A 19,087-nucleotide genomic window follows, 5' to 3' on the forward strand; every position below is an offset into this window, starting at 1 on the left:
CCCGTACTCTTGAAGGGTTATGACTGACACCCCGCAGCGCCCCCTCCGTGTCCTCGCCGCCATGTCCGGCGGGGTGGACTCCGCCGTCGCCGCCGCCCGCGCCGCCGAGGCCGGCCATGACGTGACCGGAGTCCATCTCGCGCTCTCCGCGAACCCGCAGTCCTTCCGCACGGGGGCGCGCGGATGTTGCACCATCGAGGACTCGCGCGACGCCCGCCGCGCCGCCGACGTCATCGGCATCCCGTTCTACGTCTGGGACCTCGCCGACCGCTTCCGCGAGGACGTCGTCGAGGACTTCGTCGCCGAGTACGAGGCCGGCCGCACCCCGAACCCGTGCCTGCGCTGCAACGAGAAGATCAAGTTCGCCGCCCTGCTCGACAAGGCGCTCGCCCTCGGCTTCGACGCCGTCTGCACCGGCCACTACGCCAAGGTGATCGTCAACCCGGACGGCTCCCGCGAGCTGCACCGCGCCTCCGACATGGCCAAGGACCAGTCGTACGTCCTCGGCGTGCTGGACGAGAAGCAGCTCGCGCACGCCCTCTTCCCGCTCGGCGACACCGTCACGACCAAGGACGAGATCCGCGCCGAGGCCGAGCGCCGGGGACTCGCGGTCGCCAAGAAGCCCGACTCGCACGACATCTGCTTCATCGCCGACGGCGACACCCAGGGCTTCCTCGCCTCCCGTCTGGGCAGGGCGGAGGGCGACATCGTCGACGAGTCCGGCACCAAGGTGGGCACGCACGAGGGCGCGTACGGCTTCACCATCGGCCAGCGCAAGGGCCTGCGCATCGGCACCCCGGCACCGGACGGCAAGCCGCGCTACGTCCTCGACATCTCCCCGGTGAACAACACCGTGACGGTCGGCCCCGCCGCCTCCCTCGACGTCAGCGGCCTCACCGCGATCAAGCCCCGCTGGTGCGGCACGGCACCCTCCGGCCCCGGCACCTACACCGCCCAGCTGCGCGCCCACGGCGGCGAGACCGAGGTCCGCGCCGAACTCGTCGACGGCACCCTGGAGGTGACCTTCACCGAGCCGGTCCGCGGGGTCGCCCCCGGCCAGGCGATCGTCCTGTACGACGGCACGCGCGTGGTGGGCTCGGCGACGATCGCGACGACCACGCGCGCGTCCACGGCCGTCGCCTAACCCGCCGACGAGAAGAACTCCGCCAGCGCCGGCGCCAGCACCAGCGGATCCACCATGTGCGTCTGGCCCTCCAGCGCCCGGTACGTGCCCCTGGGCGCCGCCTCGGCCACCGCCCGGGCGGCCTCGCGCATCCAGGCGGGACTCGCGCCGCCCCCGAGGGACAGCACGGGCACCGTGATCGAGGCCAGCCGGTCCTGCGGCACCAGCCCGTCGCCCATCACGGCGTTGTCGTACGCCAGGCTCGGCGCGAGCGCCTCCATCCCGGGCCACATCGGGGACTGGCGGGCACCCTGGATCATCTCCTCGGCCAGTCCCGTCAGCCGCAGGAACAGCTCGACCGCGTCCCCGCGCCGGCCCTGCTCCAGCGCCTCGGTGAGGTGGTCGGTGTACTCGGCCCGCTCCTTCGCGCCGCCCTCGTAGACGGCGTACGGCACCTCGTACACGGCGACCTGACGCAGCGGCAGCCCGCTCGCCGCCGCCTCCAGGACCAGCGCGCCGCCCGACGAGTGGCCGTACAGCGACGCCTCGCCGCCCACCGCCTCGATCAGCGCGGCCAGGTCCTCGACCTCGCGGGCGACCGCGTACGGCCGGGTGTCACCGCTTCCGCCCCGGCCCCTGCGGTCGTAGGAGACGACGGTGAAGCGGTCCGCGAGGGGCACGGCGAACGGAGCCACCGTGGCCCCCGTCGACATCGCCCCGCTCACCAGGATCACCGCGGGGCCGTCACCGGTGCGTTGGTACGCGATGGGGGTCCCGTCGCGCGAAATGGTCTTCTTGTCCATGCCTCAGCAGACTGCCCCAAGGCGCGGAACTAATCGCTCACGACACCTCGACTTCGTAGAAGCAGAGGTGATCCTTGATCTGCGCCACGTCCGGCTTGGGGTCCGGGTACGCCCAGACGAGGTCCGCCGCGTCCGGCAGCGACCAGTAGGACGCCGTTCCCTTGAACGGGCAGTAGGTGTGCGTGTCGGAGGGCCGCAGCAGGTCGAGCCGTACGTCCTCCGGTGGGATGTAGTACCGGACCGGACAGCCCGTCTCGCGCAGCACGAGGGCCTGGTCGCTCTCCGCCAGTACCTGGTCGCCGTGCACCACGCGCACGTGCTTCTCGCCCTGCTCAATGGTGATCTTGTGTCCTTCGGTCATGGAAGGAAGAGCGCTCGCGGGCCGCCGGTTCTTCCCGCGTACGGTGGCCCCATGCGAATCTGCGTCTTCCTCTCCGCCGCCGACCTCGACGACCGCTACACGCGCCCCGCGCGCGAGTTCGCGAAACTGCTGGGGGAAGGCGGGCACACCCTGGTGTGGGGCGGTTCGGACGTCGGTCTGATGAAGGTGGTCGCCGACGGTGTGCAGGAGGCGGGCGGACGGCTGTGCGGGGTCTCCGTGGACTTCCTGTCGGCCAAGGTGCGGCCGGGCGTCGAGGAGATGGTGATCGCCAAGGACCTCGCCGAGCGGAAGAAGCTCCTGCTGGAGAAGGCCGACGCCGTGGTGATCATGGTGGGTGGTACCGGCACGCTCGACGAGGCGACGGAGATCCTGGAGCTGAAGAAGCACGGTCACACCGAGAAGCCGGTCGTGCTGCTCAACACCGCGGGCTTCTACGACGGCCTCAAGGAGCAGTTCCGGCGCATGGAGGACGAGGGCTTCCTGCCTCGTCCGCTGGCCGAGCTGGTGTTCTTCGCCGAGGAACCGGTCGGTGCGCTGGCCTACCTCGAGGCTGTGACATCAGCGGCTACCGCCGCGGGGCAGGGCATCGCGTAGCCACCGGCGGGTGCGAGCATGGCGGGCATGGCTACACATGTGATCACCGGAGCGGGTTCCGGCATCGGCGCGGCCGTCGCCCGCCGCCTCCACGCGCGCGGGGACGACCTCGTCCTGCACGCGCGCGACGCCGGCCGCGCGAAGGAGCTGGCGGCAGCGTTCCCCGGGGCGAAGACGCTGGTGGGCGACCTGGCCGACCCGGACAAGCTGTCCTGGGCCTTCTCCCACCAGTCGCTCCCGGACCGCGTGGACTGTCTGCTGCACATCGCCGGTGTGGTCGACCTCGGCCCGGTCGGCGAACTCACCCCCAAGTCCTGGCGCCATCAGCTCAACGTCAACCTGATCGCCCCCGCCGAGCTGACCCGCCACTTCCTGCCGCAGCTGCGGGCCGCGCGCGGGCACGTCCTCTTCGTCAACTCGGGCGCCGGGCTCAACGCCAGCCCCGACTGGTCCGCCTACGCCGCCTCCAAGCACGGTCTGAAGGCCCTCGCCGACTCCCTGCGGGGCGAGGAACACGCCAACGGCGTCCGCGTGACCTCCGTCTACCCCGGCCGCACGGCCGGCCCCATGCAGGCCAAGGTCCACCAGCAGGAGGGCAAGGAGTACGACGCCTCGCAGTGGATCGACCCGGAGTCGGTCGCGACGACGATCCTCATGGCCCTCGACCTGCCCCGGGACGCCGAGGTCAACGACCTGACGGTGAGGCCGGGACGGTGACCGGGTTCCAGTTCGGCGCCGCCACCGGCGTCGGTTCGATGCCCGGCGGCGACGCCCGGGAGGCCGCCAGGACCGTCACCGGCACCTTCGAGGACTTCCCCTTCCTGGCCGAGCTGCCCGCGCGCGGACCCGGCGCCGACATGATCGGCCGCACCGCCGGGATGCTGGTCGAGCTCTACGCGCGCGTGGAGCCCAGCGGCTGGCGGCTCGGGGACCGGCCGGGCCGGGACACCAAGCGCGCCCGGTCCTGGCTCGGCGAGGACCTCGACGCGCTGGAGGAGTTCACCCAGGGCTACGAGGGCCCGCTGAAGGTGCAGGCCGTCGGGCCCTGGACGCTCGCCGCCGCCCTGGAGCTGCGCAACGGGGAGTCCGCCCTCTCCGACGCCGGCGCCTGCCGCGACCTCGCCGGCTCCCTCGCCGAGGGCCTGCGGCTGCACCTGGCGGAGGTCAGGCGCCGGGTGCCCGGCGCGCAGGTCGTCCTGCAGCTCGACGAACCGTCCCTCACCGCCGTCCTGCGCGGCCAGGTCAGGACCGCCAGCGGCTACCGCACCCACCGGGCCGTGGACCGGCAGATCGCCGAGTCCGCACTCCGCGACGTCCTCGGGGTTCACAGCGACGGGCCCACCATGGTCCACTCCTGCGCACCGGACGTCCCGTTCGCCCTGCTGCGCCGGGCGGGCGTGGCGGCGGTCTCGTTCGACTTCGCCCTCCTCACCGAACGTGACGACGACACGATCGGTGAGGCGGTGGAAGGGGGTACCCGGCTCTTCGCCGGTGTCGTGCCGGGCACGGACGCGGCATTGTCAGACCCGGCAGGTAGCGTCATGGGTGTCAGGACGCTGTGGCGCAGGCTGGGGCTGCAACCGGGGCTTCTCGCGGAGGCGGTCACCATCACGCCGTCGTGCGGACTCGCGGGGGCCTCCCCGGACTACGCGCGCCGGGCTCTCGCCCACTGCGCCCGGGCGGCGAGATCCCTCGCGGACAACCCAGAGTAACGGGAGGACAACACGGTGGCCGGCGACAAGCAAGCGGAGACGACGGTGCCCGCCGAGGCGCGGGAGAAGCACGCGAAGCTCGCTGAGCAGATCGAGGAGCACCGCTTCCGGTACTACGTGAAGGACGCTCCGGTCATCAGCGACGCGGAGTTCGACAAGCTCCTGAAGACTCTGGAGGCGCTGGAGGAGGAGCACCCGGAGCTGCGGACACCGGACTCGCCGACGCAGAAGGTCTCCGGCTCGTACGAGACGGAGTTCACGGCGGTCGAGCACCGCTCACGCATGCTGTCGCTGGACAACACCTTCAACGACGACGAACTCGCTGCCTGGGCCGACCGCATCCACCGGGAGCTCGGCGAGCAGGACTACCACTTCCTGTGCGAGCTCAAGGTCGACGGCCTCGCGGTCAACCTCACCTACGAGCGCGGCCGCCTGGTGCGCGCGGCGACCCGCGGCGACGGCCGCACCGGCGAGGACATCACGCCCAACGTCCGCACGATCACGGAGATCCCGGACCGGCTGAAGGGCGACAAGGTCCCCGACGTCGTGGAGATCCGCGGCGAGGTCTACTTCCCGATGGAGAAGTTCGAGGAGCTCAACGCCCGCCTGGTCGAGGCCGGTGACAAGCCCTTCGCCAACCCGCGCAACGCGGCGGCCGGTTCGCTGCGCCAGAAGGACCCGCGGGTCACCGCCACCCGCCCCCTCCACATGGTCGTCCACGGCATCGGTGTCCTGGAGGGCTTCCAGGGCCTCACCCGGCTCTCCCAGGCCTACGACCTCCTCAAGACCTGGGGCCTGCCCACCTCCCCGCACAACCGGGTGGTCGACGACCTCGACGGCGTACGGGAGTTCATCTCCTACTACGGCGAGAACCGCCACTCCGTGGAGCACGAGATCGACGGCGTCGTCGTCAAGCTCGACGAGATCCCGCTGCAGGGCCGGCTCGGTTCGACCTCCCGCGCGCCGCGCTGGGCGATCGCGTACAAGTACGCGCCGGAGGAGGTCAACACCAAGCTCATCAACATCCGCGTCGGTGTGGGCCGTACCGGCCGGATCACGCCGTACGCGCAGGTCGAGCCGGTGACGGTGGCCGGTTCCGAGGTCGAGTTCGCGACCCTGCACAACCAGGACGTCGTCAAGGCCAAGGGCGTCCTCATCGGCGACACCGTGGTGCTGCGCAAGGCCGGTGACGTCATCCCGGAGATCCTCGGCCCGGTCGTCGACCTGCGCGACGGCAGCGAGCGGGAGTTCGTGATGCCGTCCGAGTGCCCCGAGTGCGGCACGGCGCTGAGGCCCATGAAGGAGGGCGACGTCGACCTGCGCTGCCCCAACGCCCGCACCTGCCCGGCCCAGTTGCGCGAGCGGCTGTTCTACCTCGCGGGCCGCAAGGCACTGGACATCGAGCACTTCGGGTACGTCGCCGCCGCTGCCCTCACCAAGCCGCTGGAGCCCGCGGAGCCGCCGCTGAAGGACGAGGGCGACCTGTTCGACCTCACCATCGAGCAGTTGCTGCCCATCAAGGCGTACGTCCTGGACCAGGACAGCGGCCTGCCCAAGCGGGACCCGAAGACGGGCGAGGAGAAGGTCGTCACGGTCTTCGCCAACCAGCAGGGCGAGCCGAAGAAGAACGCGGTCTCCATGCTGGAGAACATCGCCGCCGCCAAGGAGCGCCCGCTGGCCCGGGTGCTGACCGGCCTGTCGATCCGTCATGTCGGCCCGGTCGCCGCCGAGGCGCTGGCCCGTGAGTTCCGCTCGATCGAGCGCATCGAGCAGGCCACCGAGGAGGAGCTGGCGAACACCGACGGCGTCGGCGGGATCATCGCCGCCTCCCTCAAGGAGTGGTTCGCCGAGGAGTGGCACCAGGAGATCCTGCGCAAGTGGCGGGCCGCGGGCGTCCGTATGGAGGAGGAGAGCAGCGGTGAGGACGAGGGTCCGCGCCCGCTCGAGGGCATGACCGTGGTGGTCACCGGCACCCTCGAGCGCTTGACCCGCGACGGGGCGAAGGAGGCGCTGCAGAGCCGCGGAGCCAAGGTGACCGGTTCCGTCTCCAAGAAGACGTCCTTCGTCGTTGTGGGTGACAATCCTGGTTCCAAGTACGACAAGGCGATGCAGCTCAAGGTGCCCGTCCTGAACGAGGAGGGATTCGACGTCCTGCTGGAACAGGGACCGGACGCCGCCGCCGAAGTTGCGCTTCCCACAGAGGAGTAGCGGTTGAAGGCCACCCGATCGGCGCATACCAGATGCATACGGGTGGCCGGGGCGCATTCGGGCAACCGTCCACGACCGCTGCCCGCGGAAGCCTTCTGCGGCCTACTGTTGAGATGTGCGCCTGCCGTGCCCAGCTGCGGTTGGGGCATCCCCGTTGTTCCTGAAGGGCTTTTCGGGAGCGGAGGGGAAGGGTTTTCCAACGCGGCGCCGTGGATGGATGTCGGACATCGGGCCGCCTGGCGTGGGCACCGCCGGCTGTGAGAGGGACGGGAATGGAACCGACCGAGAGCGCCGCCCCGGACTCACGGCTGCGCGGGCGCCGGGGCACCGGCGCCTGGCGGCCGAGTCGTTGGGCCGGGCGGCCCCCCGGGCATCCGGGCGGGGAGGGGCGCGTCACCGGACAGTACACCGCCACACAGGTGCGTGGTGTGCCCCAGCTCACCACCGGGCACCAGCCCGCGCTCCCGGACGAGGACCAGGAACGGCACCCGTCCTGGCCCACGCTGCCCGTGGCCGTCGTCGCGGCGGCAGCCCTCGTGCTCGGCGCCGGGTTCTACCGGGCGTTCACCGGCACCCACGCCCTCTTCCCGTCCGGCACCGTCGGCTGGTCCCTGGCCGTGCTGACCGGCATCATCGTCGGCCATCTGGTGATGCTCGGCCGCTCCCGCTGGTGGGGCGGGACGGGTTCCGGCGCCGCCCTCACCCTCGCCGTCCTGCTGCTGTACGGCTGGGTGCCGGCCGGCATGGTCAGCCTCACCGTCGTCGTGCTGGTCGGCATAGCCCGGCGCAACCGCTGGCGGCAGGGCGTGCTGCACGGCGCGGTGGACATCCTCGGCATCGGCGCGGGCGCCCTGGTGCTCGCCGCCTTCGGCCGTTTCCCGTCCGTCGAGAAGCCGTGGAACCCCGCGAGCTGGACGGTCTGCACCGCCCCCGAGGTGGTGCTGGTCGCCGCCGCCTATCTCCTGGTCACCCGGACGCTGCTCTGGTACCTGCACGCCCCGCGGAACCGCGGACTGCCCACCGTCGCCCGTACCGCCCTGGTCAGACAGGGCCTGGTCGCGGTCGCGCTGCTCGGCATCGCCCCGCTGGTGTGCGTGGTGGCCGTCGCCCGGCCGGTGCTGCTGCCGCTGTTCGCCATCCCGCTGATCGCCCTCGACTCCACCCTGTGGATAGCCCGGGCCCGGGCCGAGGAACAGTTGCGCGACCCGCTGACCGGACTGCCCAACCGGCAGTGGCTGCTGGAGCGCATCTGGACCGCGCTGGACGACGCCGAGCGGATCGGCGCCCGGTCCGCGCTGATGCTGATCGACCTGGACCGCTTCCGGTCCGTCAACGACACACTCGGGCATCTCGCCGGGGACCGGCTGCTGCTGCAGATAGCCGACCGGCTGCGGCTCGCCCTGCCGCGCGGGGCGGAGGCCGCGCGGCTGGGCGGCGACGAGTTCGCCGTTTTACTGCCGGTCGCCGACTCGACCACGTCCGCGACCCGGGTGGCGCGCGGGCTGGTGTCCGCGCTCAGCTCCCCGCTCGACCTCGACGGGCTCACCCTCGTCCTGGAGGCCAGTGCGGGCGTAGCCGTCTTCCCCGACCACGCGCTGGACGCCGAGGGGCTGTTGCGCCGGGCCGATGTGGCGATGTACCAGGCGAAGCGGGACCGGACGGGCGTCGAGGTCTACGAGTCGAAACGGGACTCCAACACACCGGACCGGCTCGGGCTGCTCGGTGATCTGCGCCGGGCGCTGGACGCGCACGAGGTGCAGCTGCACTACCAGCCCAAGGTCCGCTTCGACGGACAGGTGGCCGGGCTCGAGGCGCTGGTGCGCTGGGTGCATCCCGAGCGCGGGAAGGTGCCGCCGGACGAGTTCATAGCGATCGCCGAGTCGTCGGGGCTGATGCCCCACCTCACCGAGTACGTGCTGGAGACGGCGCTCGGACAGGTGGCGGCATGGCGGGCGCAGGGCCTGCACGTGCCGGTCGCCGTCAACGTGTCCCCGCGGGACGTCCACACACCCGGGTTCGCCGGCTCGGTGGCGGCACGTCTGGCCCGGCACGGAGTTCCCGCGGGAGCGCTCCAACTGGAGATAACGGAACACGTCCTCCTGGAGGACCCGCAGCGCGCCGCCGACACCCTCGCCGCGCTCACCGGGCACGGCGTGAAGATGTCGCTGGACGACTTCGGCACCGGCTATTCGTCGCTGGTGCATCTTCGGCGGCTGCCGGTCAGCGAGCTGAAGATCGACCGCTCCTTCGTGGCCCGGCTGGCCGTCGACCCCGAGGACGCCGAGATCGTCCGCTGCACCGTCGACCTCGCCCATTCGCTGGGCCTGCTGGTCGTCGCCGAGGGCGTCGAGGACGACGAGACCTGGGAACGGCTGCGCGACCTCGGTTGTGACGCCGTACAGGGCTGGCTGGTAGCGGCCGCGATGCCGCCGGAGGAGACGACGGCGTGGCTGCGGGCCCGGGGCTCCCGGGGCTGGCAGCGGCCGCGGGCCGCTCTCCCCGCCGCCGAGTAGTCCTCCCGGCCGCCCGGCCGTACCCCGAGACGGTTCGGCGTTTCCTCAGAGCGCTGCCGTGAAGTGTCCGATCAGCAGGGCCAGTCGCTGCTCATGGGCCGGCTCCGGCAGCCGTCCGCTGCGCATCAGCGTGACCAGCCCGTGCAGTCCGGCCCAGTACGTCTCCGCCAGCAGGCCCGTGTCCTCGCCCTCGGCCGCGATCGGCTCGACCACCGTGGCCAGTTCCCGGAACGCCTCCCACAGCGGCTCCGGAGCCTCGGGGGTGGCGAACGGCAGGTCCACGGCGAGGGTGAACATCGCGTCGTAGAGAGCCGGGCGCCGCCGCCCGAACGACGTGTACGCCTCGGCCACCGCCGCCAGTGCCTCGCGCGGGTCCTTCGCCGCCGTACGTGCCGCGCGCAGCTCCACCGCCAGGTCCGCGCAGCCCTGCACCGCGACCGCCGCCATGATCGCGTCCTTGCCCTTGAAGTGGCTGTAGAGGACCGGCTGGCTGTACTCGATCTCGGCGGCCAGCCGGCGCGTCGTCACCGCGTCCCAGCCCTCCGTCTCGGCCAGTTCCCGGGCGGCCGTGACGATCAGCCGCTCGCGTTCCGCTCGTTCGCGCTCCCGGCGCGTCTGAATCGACATGCCTTGAATTCTAGCAGTGCTAGCCAATCTGTCGACGCTCTGCTAGCTTCGCTCTTGTCGCTAGCGTTGCTAGAAAAACGACGAAGGAGAGAGACATGACCGTCACCGCCTACACCCTGGCCGTCCTGCTCAACGTGTTCTGCCTGTTCCTCGGCTACCGGTTCCTGTTCCAGCCGGGCCCGGCCGCCGCCGGTTACGGCGTCCCGGCCGACCCCGCGGGCGACGCCGGGGCCTACCTCTCGATCAAGGGGCTGCGGGACGGCACGCTCGGCGTGGTCGGCCTCGCCGTGCTGGCCGGCGCCGGCGCGCACGCCGAGGCCTGGCTCATGCTGAGCGTGGCGATCATCCCGTTCGGCGACTGCCTGATAGTCCTGCGCAACGGCGGCGCCAAGGCCGTGGCGTTCGGGGTTCACTTCGCCACGGCGATCATTGTCCTGATCAGCGCCGGACTGCTCTTCGCGGTCTGACGGCATCCGAGACGAAGACGAGACCATCCGCGGATGAGACCATCCGCAGACGAGACAGGGGGAACGAGAGATGTCGCTGTTCGTACCGAAGTTCGACGAGACCGTCCTGGTCCGTGACGCCGAGGCCGAGGTCGTCGGGGGCGACCCCGTGGCCGTACGGCTGCTGGCCGACAGCAGTGCCAGCGGCGGTGCGCTGTCCACCGTGCGCGTCACCCTCGCCGAGGGCGCCGACGGCGCCCGCCCGCACACGCACCACAACTCCGCCGAGATGTTCTACCTGCTCGAGGGCACCGCCGAGGTCCTCTCCGGCGACGACGTCGTCACCGCCGAGCGCGGCGACCTGATCATCGTCCCGCCGGACCGCCCGCACGCCTTCGCCGCCGCCCCGGGCGCCCCGGCGGACCTGCTCATCGTCATCACCCCGGGCGTCGAGCGGTTCGAGTACTTCCGCCACCTGCAGCGCATCCGCCTGGGCGAGCTCACCGCGGAGAGCCTGCTGGAGGTCCAGGACCTGTACGACAACCACTTCCTGCACAGCCCGGCCTGGGCCGCCCGCCACTGAGCCGGGAAACCGTTTAACGGCGGAAGGCCCCCGCCCCCTAGGATTGGGGCTTGTCGGCACATTCCCGTCTGCCGCGCGACGCCTGGCACGCTCGCTCGCAGCGTTGCCGAATCGTCCACGTGGCTCCGCCACGAGGACGCTCCGGCGCCTTGCGATCGCACGCACCGGACGCCGCGCGGCCCGCCCTCCGGGCGGACGACGGGAATGTGCCGACAAGCCCCAGCCCCGAACCACACACACTCACCCCAGAGGAACGCTGCATGCCTGGCATCACGCGCGAGGAGGTCGCCCACCTCGCCCGGCTGGCGCGTCTGGAGCTGAAGCCCGAAGAGCTCGAACACTTCGCGGGACAGCTGGACGACATCATCGGCGCGGTGGCCCGCGTCAGTGAGGTCGCCGACCAAGACGTACCGCCGACCTCGCACCCGCTCCCGCTGACGAACGTCATGCGGGCGGACGAGGTCCGTCCGTCGCTCACCCCCGAGCAGGCGCTCTCCGGCGCCCCGGCCCAGGAGCAGCAGCGTTTCAAGGTGCCGCAGATCCTGGGGGAGGACTGACCGACATGACGGACCACATCATCAAGCTGACCGCTGCCGAGACCGCCGCGAAGATCGCCTCCGGCGAGCTCACGGCCGTCGAGGTCACCGAGGCCCACCTCGCCCGGATCGAGGCCGTCGACGAGAAGGTGCACGCCTTCCTGCACGTCGACCGCGAGGGCGCCCTGGCCCAGGCCCGGGCCGTGGACGACAAGCGCGAGCGGGGCGAGAAGCTCGGCCCGCTGGCCGGCGTCCCGCTGGCGCTGAAGGACATCTTCACCACCGAGGGCATCCCGACGACCGTCGGCTCGAAGATCCTCGAGGGATGGATCCCGCCGTACGACGCCACCCTCACCAAGCGTCTCAAGGCGGCCGACGTCGTCATCCTCGGCAAGACCAACATGGACGAGTTCGCCATGGGGTCCTCCACGGAGAACAGCGCGTACGGGCCGACCGGCAACCCCTGGGACCTCACCAGGATCCCCGGTGGCTCCGGCGGCGGCTCCTCCGCGGCCCTCGCCTCCTTCCAGGCGCCGCTCGCCATCGGTACCGACACCGGCGGCTCCATCCGCCAGCCGGCCGCCGTCACCGGCACGGTCGGCGTGAAGCCGACGTACGGCGCGGTGTCCCGCTACGGCATGGTGGCGTTCTCCAGCTCCCTCGACCAGGGCGGCCCCTGCGCCCGTACGGTCCTGGACGCGGCCCTGCTGCACGAGGTCATCGCCGGGCACGACCCGCTGGACTCCACCTCCATCGACGCCCCGGTTCCGCCGGTCGTCGAGGCCGCCCGCAACGGCAGCGTCGAGGGCATGCGCGTCGGCGTCGTCAAGCAGTTCCGCGGCGAGGGCTACCAGGCCGGTGTCATCCAGCGGTTCGACGAGTCGGTCGCGCTGCTGAAGGAGCTGGGCGCCGAGATCGTCGAGCTGGACTGCCCGTCCTTCGACCTCGCGCTCTCCGCGTACTACCTGATCGCGCCCTCCGAGTGCTCCTCCAACCTCGCCCGCTTCGACGGCCTGCGCTACGGCCTGCGGGCCGGCGACGACGGCAGCCACTCGGCCGAGGAGGTCACGTCGATCACCCGTGAGGCGGGCTTCGGCCCCGAGGTCAAGCGCCGCATCATGCTGGGCACCTACGCTCTGTCGAGCGGCTACTACGACGCCTACTACGGCTCCGCCCAGAAGGTCCGCACGCTCATCACGCGCGACTTCGAGAAGGCCTTCGAGCAGGTCGACGTGATCGTCTCCCCGACCACGCCGACCACCGCCTTCGCGATCGGCGAGCGCGCCGACGACCCGATGGCGATGTACCTGGCCGATCTGTGCACCATCCCGACCAACCTGGCCGGCAACGCGGCCATGTCGCTGCCCTGCGGGCTCGCCCCGGAGGACAACCTCCCGGTCGGTCTGCAGATCATCGCCCCGGCGCTGAAGGACGACCGTCTTTACAAGGTCGGCGCCGCCGTCGAGGCCGCCTTCGTGGAAAAGTGGGGGCACCCGCTGCTCGAGGAGGCTCCGTCGCTGTGACCAAGACAGGCAAGACGCTGACCAAGGCGCAGGACTTCAAGAAGTCCAAGTCCGGTATGTACGTGTCCATCGCCACCACCGCCTTCGGCGCGCTCGGTGTCGCCAAGCGGATCAGGAAGGCGCGGTCCGAGCAGGACACGCTGCGCCTGATCGACGCGACCGTGGCCGCCGTCGGCATCGTCACCGGCCTCGCCGTCCTCTACCGCGAGCTGAAGCGGCTGGGCGACGACGACGTCCTGCTGGGCTGAGAGGGAAGTTTCACCGTGACCACCACGACCGACCTGGTGTCGTACGAGGACGCGCTGGCGTCGTACGACCCCGTCATGGGCCTCGAGGTCCATGTCGAACTCGGCACCAGGACCAAGATGTTCTGCGGCTGTTCGACCGAGCTGGGCGCCGAGCCCAACTCGCAGACCTGCCCGACCTGCCTCGGCCTGCCCGGCTCCCTGCCGGTCGTCAACGCGACCGGCGTCGAGTCCGCGATCAAGATCGGTCTCGCGCTGAACTGCGAGATCGCCGAGTGGTGCCGCTTCGCCCGGAAGAACTACTTCTATCCGGACATGCCGAAGAACTTCCAGACCTCCCAGTACGACGAGCCGATCGCCTTCAACGGCTACCTCGACGTCCAGCTGGAGGACGGCGAGACCTTCCGTGTGGAGATCGAGCGCGCCCACATGGAGGAGGACACCGGCAAGTCCACCCACGTGGGCGGTGCGACGGGCCGTATCCACGGCGCCTCGCACTCGCTGCTGGACTACAACCGAGCCGGCATCCCGCTGATCGAGATCGTCACCAAGCCGATCGTCGGAGCGGGCGACCGTGCCCCGGAGGTGGCGAAGGCGTACGTCCGTGAGCTGCGCGAGCTCATCAAGGCGCTCGGTGTGTCGGAGGCCCGCATGGAGATGGGCCAGATGCGCTGCGACGTGAACCTCTCGCTGATGCCCAAGGGCAGCGAGAAGTTCGGCACCCGCTCCGAGACGAAGAACGTCAACTCGCTGCGATCCGTGGAGCGCGCGGCCCGCTTCGAGATCCAGCGGCACGCGGCCGTGCTGTCCTCGGGCGGCACGATCGTGCAGGAGACCCGGCACTTCCACGAGGACACGGGGTCCACGACCTCGGGCCGTGTGAAGGAGGAGGCCGAGGACTACCGGTACTTCCCGGAGCCGGACCTGGTGCCGGTCGCCCCGTCCCGTGAGTGGGTCGAGGAGATCCGGGCGGGGCTGCCGGAGCTGCCGCTGGCCCGCCGCAACCGGCTGCTCGCCGAGTGGGACATCTCCTCCACCGACATGCAGGCCATCCTCAACGCCGGTGCGCTGGACCTGATCGTCGCCACGATCGACGCCGGGGCCGACGCGGCCTCCGCCCGCAAGTGGTGGATGGGCGAACTGGCGCGCAGCGCCAACGAGTCGGGGGTCTCCCTCGACGAACTCGCCATCACCCCGGCGCAGGTGGCCCGGGTCACCGAGCTGGTCGCGAAGGGTGATCTGAACGACAAGCTGGCCCGCCAGGTCATCGAGGGCGTCCTCGCGGGCGAGGGCACCCCGGACGAGGTCGTCGACAAGCGCGGCCTGAAGGTCGTCTCCGACGAGGGCGCCCTGACCGCCGCCGTCGACGAGGCCATCGCAGGCAACCCGGGCGTCGCCGACAAGATCCGCGGCGGCAAGGTGGCCGCGGCCGGCGCCCTGGTCGGCGCCGTCATGAAGGCGACCCGCGGCCAGGCGGACGCGGCCCGCGTCAAGGAGCTGATCCTTGAGAAGCTGGGCGTCAGCGAGGGCTGAGGTTCGTGCGGTACGGCCCCGGAGGGGTGAACCTCCGGGGCCGTACGCCTACTTGCGGCGTCCCACGACCCGTACGAAGCCCAGGGTGCGGCCCTCGTCGGCCCGTACCATCTCGGCGACCCGGCGGGCCATCGTGCGGTGGAACTCCTCCGGGCTCTCCTCGGCGACCACCTCGCACCACTTGAGCCAGTCGCGCCAGCCGTCCTGAAGCCAGTCGGCCGTCTCGACCTCGACGGCACCGCTGCGGGTCCAGTGGCGGCGCCACCAGTCGGCGGAGTGCCAGCACCAGAAGTCGGGCTCCCACCAGGCCCGCAGATGCTCGGGCGGCTCGGCTCCCTCCGGTTCCTCGCGCAGGGCCGGTACGACGATCCCGATCCGCCCGCCGGGCTTCAACAGCCTGGTGAGCGTGGGCAGATAGAGATCGTCGGTGCCGAAGTACTGGTACGCGTCGATCGACACGATCGTGTCGAAACCGCCCTCCGCGAAGGGCAGGTCGTGCGCCTCGGCGTGCACGGGCAGCACCCGGTCGGCGAATCCGGCCTCGGTGACGCGCCGGGCGTTGTCGTCGGGCGCGACCCACAGGTCGGCCGCGGTGACCTGGGCGTGGAACTCCCGGGCCAGGAAGACCGACGTCATCGCCCGGCCGCAGCCCAGGTCGAGGACGCGCGCGCAGGGGCGCAGGGCGTCCAGGCCGAGGGCGGGGGCCAGCCATTCCAGCAGCCACAGGGCGTTGGGGCCCATCTGGTTGTCGACGGTCCAGCGTGCGTCGTACTGGCTGCTGAGGGGATAGCGCGGGTGGGTCACACGGTCAGTGAGACGGTCGTCCGTGGTCCTGTTGTCGGACATCGGTGAACGGGCTCCTCATGATCCTCGTAGTGAAAGGCGATGCGCAGGAGCTCGGTCGGACCTTCAAACAACGCACCCGCTTCGGTCGTCGGCGAGGAGCCGGTGACGGCTGACCAGCGGAAGCTAGCAGCTGTCCGCGCCGTCCCGCAGCCGGATTCCGCCGAGGACGCGCACCGGGCCCGCTGGACGGCGGCCACCACCGGTGTGCTGCTGGCCCTCGCCGGAGTGGCCGCCGCGGTGGTGCGGGCCCTGAACGCCGCACCGGCGCTGGTGCCGGCCGCCTACGGCCTCGGTGCCGCGGTGTGCGCGCTGGCGGGAGTGCTGGGCTCCCGGGGACGCACCCGGCGGGCGCTGTGGCTGCTGGTCGCCGGGGCGATGGTGATGGCGCTGGGGGACCAGTTCGACTGAGGTGACAGATGAGATGACAGAGTGTTCGTTACTGTCCTGTGATCTGCCTCCCACTCTTGTGAATAACCCCACGAATGGCGTAAACGATCACTTCTGCCTGCAAGAGTGGTCCTCGCATTGCTCATGCGTTCTTTGCGGGCTGTTCATGTTGTGAACGACTTCTTCCCGGTCAAAGATCCACATATCGTCCCCTGGGAGCTCGTTCGTGGCAGCCCTTGCACGTTGGTGTGTCCGGCACCGCCTGGTCGCGGTCGTGGTGTGGCTCCTCGCCTTCGGCGGGGTCACCGCCGCCGCAGCGGTCACCGGCTCCGCGTACTCGAACGACTACGAGGCCCCCGGCACCGAGTCGGGCGCCGCCACCAAGCTGCTGCAGCGGGGCTTCCCGGGACTCGGCGGGGACAGCGACACCGTCGTCTGGCACGTGACGTCGGGCAGCGTGCGCGCCGCCGACGTCGAACAGACGATGACCGGCACCCTGGACAAGATCGCGGACCTGTCCGGAGTGGCCTCCGTGAGCAGTCCGTACGACGGCCAGGGCGCGGGCCGGATCAGCGCCGACGGGCACACCGCGTACGCCACGGTCACCTTCGACCACGGCGCCGAGGACATCAAGAAGTCCGAGGCCGAGGCGGTCGTGCACACCGCGAAGGCCGCGGACGGCGACGGGCTCCAGGTCGAACTCGGCGGCAGCGCCGTCGCGCTCACCGAGCCGACCGGCGGGCACACCGCCGAGATCGTCGGCGTGGCCGTCGCCGCGGTCGTGCTGTTCCTCGCCTTCGGCTCGCTCGCCGCGTCCGTGCTGCCCATCGCGACCGCGCTGGTCGGCGTCGGCACCGCGTACTCGGGGATCGGGCTGCTCGGGCACGCCATGACGGTCGCCGACTTCGCGCCCATGCTCGGCATGCTGATCGGGCTGGGCGTCGGCATCGACTACGCGCTGTTCATCGTCACCAGACACCGGCGCGGACTCAAACGCGGGCTCTCGGTCACCGAGGCCGTCACCAACGCCGTGGCGACCACCGGACGGGCCGTGGTCTTCGCGGGTGCCACCGTTTGCATCGCGCTGCTGGGCATGCTGATCCTGCGGCTCGGCTTCCTCAACGGTGTCGCGATCGCCGCCTCCCTGACCGTCGTCCTGACGGTCGCCGCCTCCGTCACGCTGCTGCCCGCCCTGCTGTCCCTCATCGGCATGCGCGCCCTGAGCCGGCGCGAGCGGCGGCGGCTGGAGGAACACGGACCCCAGCCCGAACTGCCCACCGGGTTCGCGCACCGCTGGTCGGCGTTCGTGGAGCGCCACCCCAAGGTGCTCGGCGTCGTCGCGCTGGCCGTGATGACACTGCTCGCGCTGCCCACGCTCTCCCTCCACCTGGGCACCTCCGACCAGGGCAACGACCCTAGGACGTCCACCACCCGGCAGGCCTACGACCTTCTCGCCGACGGCTTCGGCCCCGGTGTCAACGGCCCCCTCACCCTGGTGACTCACGTCGACGGCGCCGAGGACAAGCTCACCCTCGACAACCTCGACGCCACCATCCGCACCACCGAGGGCGTCGCCTCGGTGACCCCGGTCACCTACAACAGCGGCGGCGACACCGCCTACTTCACGATCGTCCCGGCCTCGGAACCGCAGTCGCAGAAGACCAGCGACCTCGTCGACCGGCTGCGCACCGAGGTGCTGCCGCGCGCCGAGACCGGCACCACCCTCGACATCCAGGTGGGCGGTGTGACCGCGTCGTACGACGATTTCGCGGCCGTCATCGTCGGCAAGCTGCCGCTGTTCGTCGGCGTCGTCATCGGACTGGGCTGTCTGCTGCTCCTCATGGCCTTCCGGTCCATCGGCATCCCCGTGAAGGCCGCCGCGATGAACGTCGCCGCGGTCGCCGCCGCCTTCGGCGTCGTCGTGGCGATCTTCCAGTGGGGCTGGGGGAGCGAACTGCTGGGCCTCGGCCGCGCGGGCCCCATCGAGCCCTTCCTCCCCGTGATCATGGTGTCGGTCCTCTTCGGGCTCTCCATGGACTACCAGGTCTTCCTGGTCAGCCGGATGTACGAGGAGTGGCTGGAGACCGGGGACAACCGACGGGCCGTCCGCGTCGGGCTCGCCGAGACCAGCCGGGTGATCAACTCCGCGGCCGTCATCATGATCTCGGTCTTCCTGGCCTTCGTCCTCAGCGGCGACCGCGTGATCGCGATGTTCGGCATCGCCCTCGCCTCCGCCGTCGCCCTCGACGCCTTCGTCCTGCGCACACTGCTCGTCCCGGCCCTCATGCACCTGCTCGGCGGCGCCAACTGGTGGCTGCCCCGCTGGCTCGACCAGCGCCTGCCCCGCATCAGCATCGAACCGCCCGAGAGCCGCGCCGCCCATGAAAGGCTGGCCGCCGCGACGGACGCCGAGGTGGCGGACGTCCTGGCGGAGGGGGACCAGCGCGATGTACGCGATATCACTGGGTGACGGCGCCGAACTGCGGCCGCTGGAACCCTGGCACGCCGAGGAGTTCCTGGCACACCTGGAGCGCGGCCGGGAGTTCGTCGGACGGTTCATCCCGTTCGGCGCGCAGGTCGTGGACGCGGCATCCGCCCGCGAGACGCTCCAGCGCTACGCCGACCTGCGCGCCGCCGACACCGCCTCCTACCACGGGATCTGGCTGGACGGGAAACTCGTCGGCGGGGTGCTCACCCTGAACTTCGACGCCGCGACCGGCAACGCCGAGGTCGGGTGCTGGCTGGAGCCCGCCGCGACCGGGCGGGGCCTGGTCACCCGGGCGATGCGGATACTGATCGACTGGGCGGTGGAGGAGCGCGGCATCCACCGCGTCGAATGGGTCGCCGCCTCCGGCAACGTGCCCAGCATCGACGTCGCCCGGCGCCTGGGCATGACCCGCGATGGCGTACGTCGCCAGGCACACCCCTATGGTGGGGTGCGGCACGACCTCGAGGTGTGGTCGATCCTCGCCCCCGAGTGGCGTGAAGCACGCGCGCGTGCCGAACACAACGATCATTAAGACCCC

At 71.0% G+C, this 19,087-nt stretch carries 19 protein-coding genes; 15 read left to right on the plus strand and 4 right to left on the minus strand.

Annotation, left to right across the window (positions count from 1 at the left end):
• Positions 1-19 precede the first annotated feature (19 nt).
• On the plus strand, positions 20-1,144 hold the full coding sequence (gene mnmA, locus ACWCQ1_RS09345) for a tRNA 2-thiouridine(34) synthase MnmA (protein WP_133046684.1): 1,125 nt from the start codon (positions 20-22) through the stop codon (positions 1,142-1,144).
• On the opposite strand, the gene ACWCQ1_RS09350 is transcribed toward mnmA, so the two are convergent.
• Positions 1,141-1,926, minus strand: a complete 786-nt coding sequence (locus ACWCQ1_RS09350) for an alpha/beta fold hydrolase (RefSeq protein ID WP_133046685.1) — start codon at positions 1,924-1,926, stop codon at positions 1,141-1,143. The genes mnmA and ACWCQ1_RS09350 overlap by 4 nt on opposite strands.
• A 37-nt stretch (positions 1,927-1,963) precedes the next feature.
• On the minus strand, positions 1,964-2,287 hold the full coding sequence (locus ACWCQ1_RS09355; protein WP_133046686.1) for a DUF427 domain-containing protein: 324 nt from the start codon (positions 2,285-2,287) through the stop codon (positions 1,964-1,966).
• 51 nt (positions 2,288-2,338) lie between these two features.
• Here ACWCQ1_RS09355 and ACWCQ1_RS09360 point away from each other — a divergent pair, with 51 nt between their 5' ends.
• The 5 genes from ACWCQ1_RS09360 (at position 2,339) to ACWCQ1_RS09380 (ending at position 9,335) form a co-directional block, all read left to right on the plus strand.
• Complete coding sequence (locus ACWCQ1_RS09360; RefSeq protein WP_358595479.1) at positions 2,339-2,902, plus strand: LOG family protein; 564 nt, start codon at positions 2,339-2,341, stop codon at positions 2,900-2,902.
• 18 nt (positions 2,903-2,920) lie between these two features.
• Positions 2,921-3,619: an SDR family oxidoreductase gene (locus ACWCQ1_RS09365; RefSeq protein WP_451026177.1), complete on the plus strand. Its 699-nt coding sequence runs from the start codon at positions 2,921-2,923 to the stop codon at positions 3,617-3,619.
• On the plus strand, positions 3,616-4,614 hold the full coding sequence (locus tag ACWCQ1_RS09370; RefSeq protein WP_451026178.1) for a methionine synthase: 999 nt from the start codon (positions 3,616-3,618) through the stop codon (positions 4,612-4,614). Before ACWCQ1_RS09365 ends, ACWCQ1_RS09370 begins: the two co-directional genes overlap by 4 nt.
• A 15-nt stretch (positions 4,615-4,629) precedes the next feature.
• Positions 4,630-6,822: an NAD-dependent DNA ligase LigA gene (ligA, locus tag ACWCQ1_RS09375; RefSeq protein ID WP_451026179.1), complete on the plus strand. Its 2,193-nt coding sequence runs from the start codon at positions 4,630-4,632 to the stop codon at positions 6,820-6,822.
• A gap of 272 nt (positions 6,823-7,094) precedes the next feature.
• Positions 7,095-9,335 carry a putative bifunctional diguanylate cyclase/phosphodiesterase gene (locus tag ACWCQ1_RS09380; protein WP_358595491.1) on the plus strand — a complete coding sequence of 747 codons (2,241 nt, stop codon included), beginning with the start codon at positions 7,095-7,097 and terminating at the stop codon, positions 9,333-9,335.
• Between the two features lie 45 nt (positions 9,336-9,380).
• On the opposite strand, the gene ACWCQ1_RS09385 is transcribed toward ACWCQ1_RS09380, so the two are convergent.
• A complete protein-coding gene (locus tag ACWCQ1_RS09385) occupies positions 9,381-9,962 on the minus strand; it encodes a TetR/AcrR family transcriptional regulator (protein WP_451026180.1) in 582 nt (193 codons plus the stop codon).
• Between the two features lie 95 nt (positions 9,963-10,057).
• Between ACWCQ1_RS09385 and ACWCQ1_RS09390 the strand changes: the two genes are divergently transcribed.
• The 6 genes from ACWCQ1_RS09390 (at position 10,058) to gatB (ending at position 14,828) form a co-directional block, all read left to right on the plus strand.
• Positions 10,058-10,429 carry a DUF4267 domain-containing protein gene (locus tag ACWCQ1_RS09390; protein WP_133046693.1) on the plus strand — a complete coding sequence of 124 codons (372 nt, stop codon included), beginning with the start codon at positions 10,058-10,060 and terminating at the stop codon, positions 10,427-10,429.
• Positions 10,430-10,499: 70 nt separating this feature from the next.
• Positions 10,500-10,991 carry a cupin domain-containing protein gene (locus tag ACWCQ1_RS09395; RefSeq protein WP_451026181.1) on the plus strand — a complete coding sequence of 164 codons (492 nt, stop codon included), beginning with the start codon at positions 10,500-10,502 and terminating at the stop codon, positions 10,989-10,991.
• A gap of 260 nt (positions 10,992-11,251) precedes the next feature.
• Complete coding sequence (gene gatC, locus ACWCQ1_RS09400) at positions 11,252-11,548, plus strand: Asp-tRNA(Asn)/Glu-tRNA(Gln) amidotransferase subunit GatC (RefSeq protein ID WP_007384860.1); 297 nt, start codon at positions 11,252-11,254, stop codon at positions 11,546-11,548.
• A 5-nt stretch (positions 11,549-11,553) separates the two neighbouring features.
• Positions 11,554-13,050, plus strand: coding sequence for an Asp-tRNA(Asn)/Glu-tRNA(Gln) amidotransferase subunit GatA (gatA, locus tag ACWCQ1_RS09405; RefSeq protein WP_451026182.1), 1,497 nt, complete (start codon positions 11,554-11,556; stop codon positions 13,048-13,050).
• Positions 13,047-13,298, plus strand: coding sequence for a hypothetical protein (locus ACWCQ1_RS09410; protein ID WP_358595498.1), 252 nt, complete (start codon positions 13,047-13,049; stop codon positions 13,296-13,298). The genes gatA and ACWCQ1_RS09410 overlap by 4 nt, the downstream gene beginning before the upstream one ends.
• A gap of 15 nt (positions 13,299-13,313) precedes the next feature.
• Positions 13,314-14,828, plus strand: a complete 1,515-nt coding sequence (gatB, locus tag ACWCQ1_RS09415; RefSeq protein ID WP_451026183.1) for an Asp-tRNA(Asn)/Glu-tRNA(Gln) amidotransferase subunit GatB — start codon at positions 13,314-13,316, stop codon at positions 14,826-14,828.
• A 48-nt stretch (positions 14,829-14,876) separates the two neighbouring features.
• Here gatB and ACWCQ1_RS09420 read toward each other — a convergent pair whose 3' ends face one another.
• Positions 14,877-15,674 carry an SAM-dependent methyltransferase gene (locus ACWCQ1_RS09420; RefSeq protein ID WP_451026184.1) on the minus strand — a complete coding sequence of 266 codons (798 nt, stop codon included), beginning with the start codon at positions 15,672-15,674 and terminating at the stop codon, positions 14,877-14,879.
• Between the two features lie 102 nt (positions 15,675-15,776).
• Here ACWCQ1_RS09420 and ACWCQ1_RS09425 point away from each other — a divergent pair, with 102 nt between their 5' ends.
• The 3 genes from ACWCQ1_RS09425 (at position 15,777) to ACWCQ1_RS09435 (ending at position 19,081) form a co-directional block, all read left to right on the plus strand.
• Positions 15,777-16,082 (plus strand): hypothetical protein, encoded by a 306-nt coding sequence (locus ACWCQ1_RS09425; protein WP_133046698.1) that lies wholly within the window; start codon positions 15,777-15,779, stop codon positions 16,080-16,082.
• A 205-nt stretch (positions 16,083-16,287) separates the two neighbouring features.
• Positions 16,288-18,531, plus strand: coding sequence for an MMPL family transporter (locus ACWCQ1_RS09430; protein ID WP_451026185.1), 2,244 nt, complete (start codon positions 16,288-16,290; stop codon positions 18,529-18,531).
• Positions 18,509-19,081: a GNAT family N-acetyltransferase gene (locus ACWCQ1_RS09435; protein WP_358595507.1), complete on the plus strand. Its 573-nt coding sequence runs from the start codon at positions 18,509-18,511 to the stop codon at positions 19,079-19,081. Before ACWCQ1_RS09430 ends, ACWCQ1_RS09435 begins: the two co-directional genes overlap by 23 nt.
• Positions 19,082-19,087 lie beyond the last annotated feature (6 nt).

This window comes from Streptomyces sp. NPDC002144 (assembly GCF_053593695.1).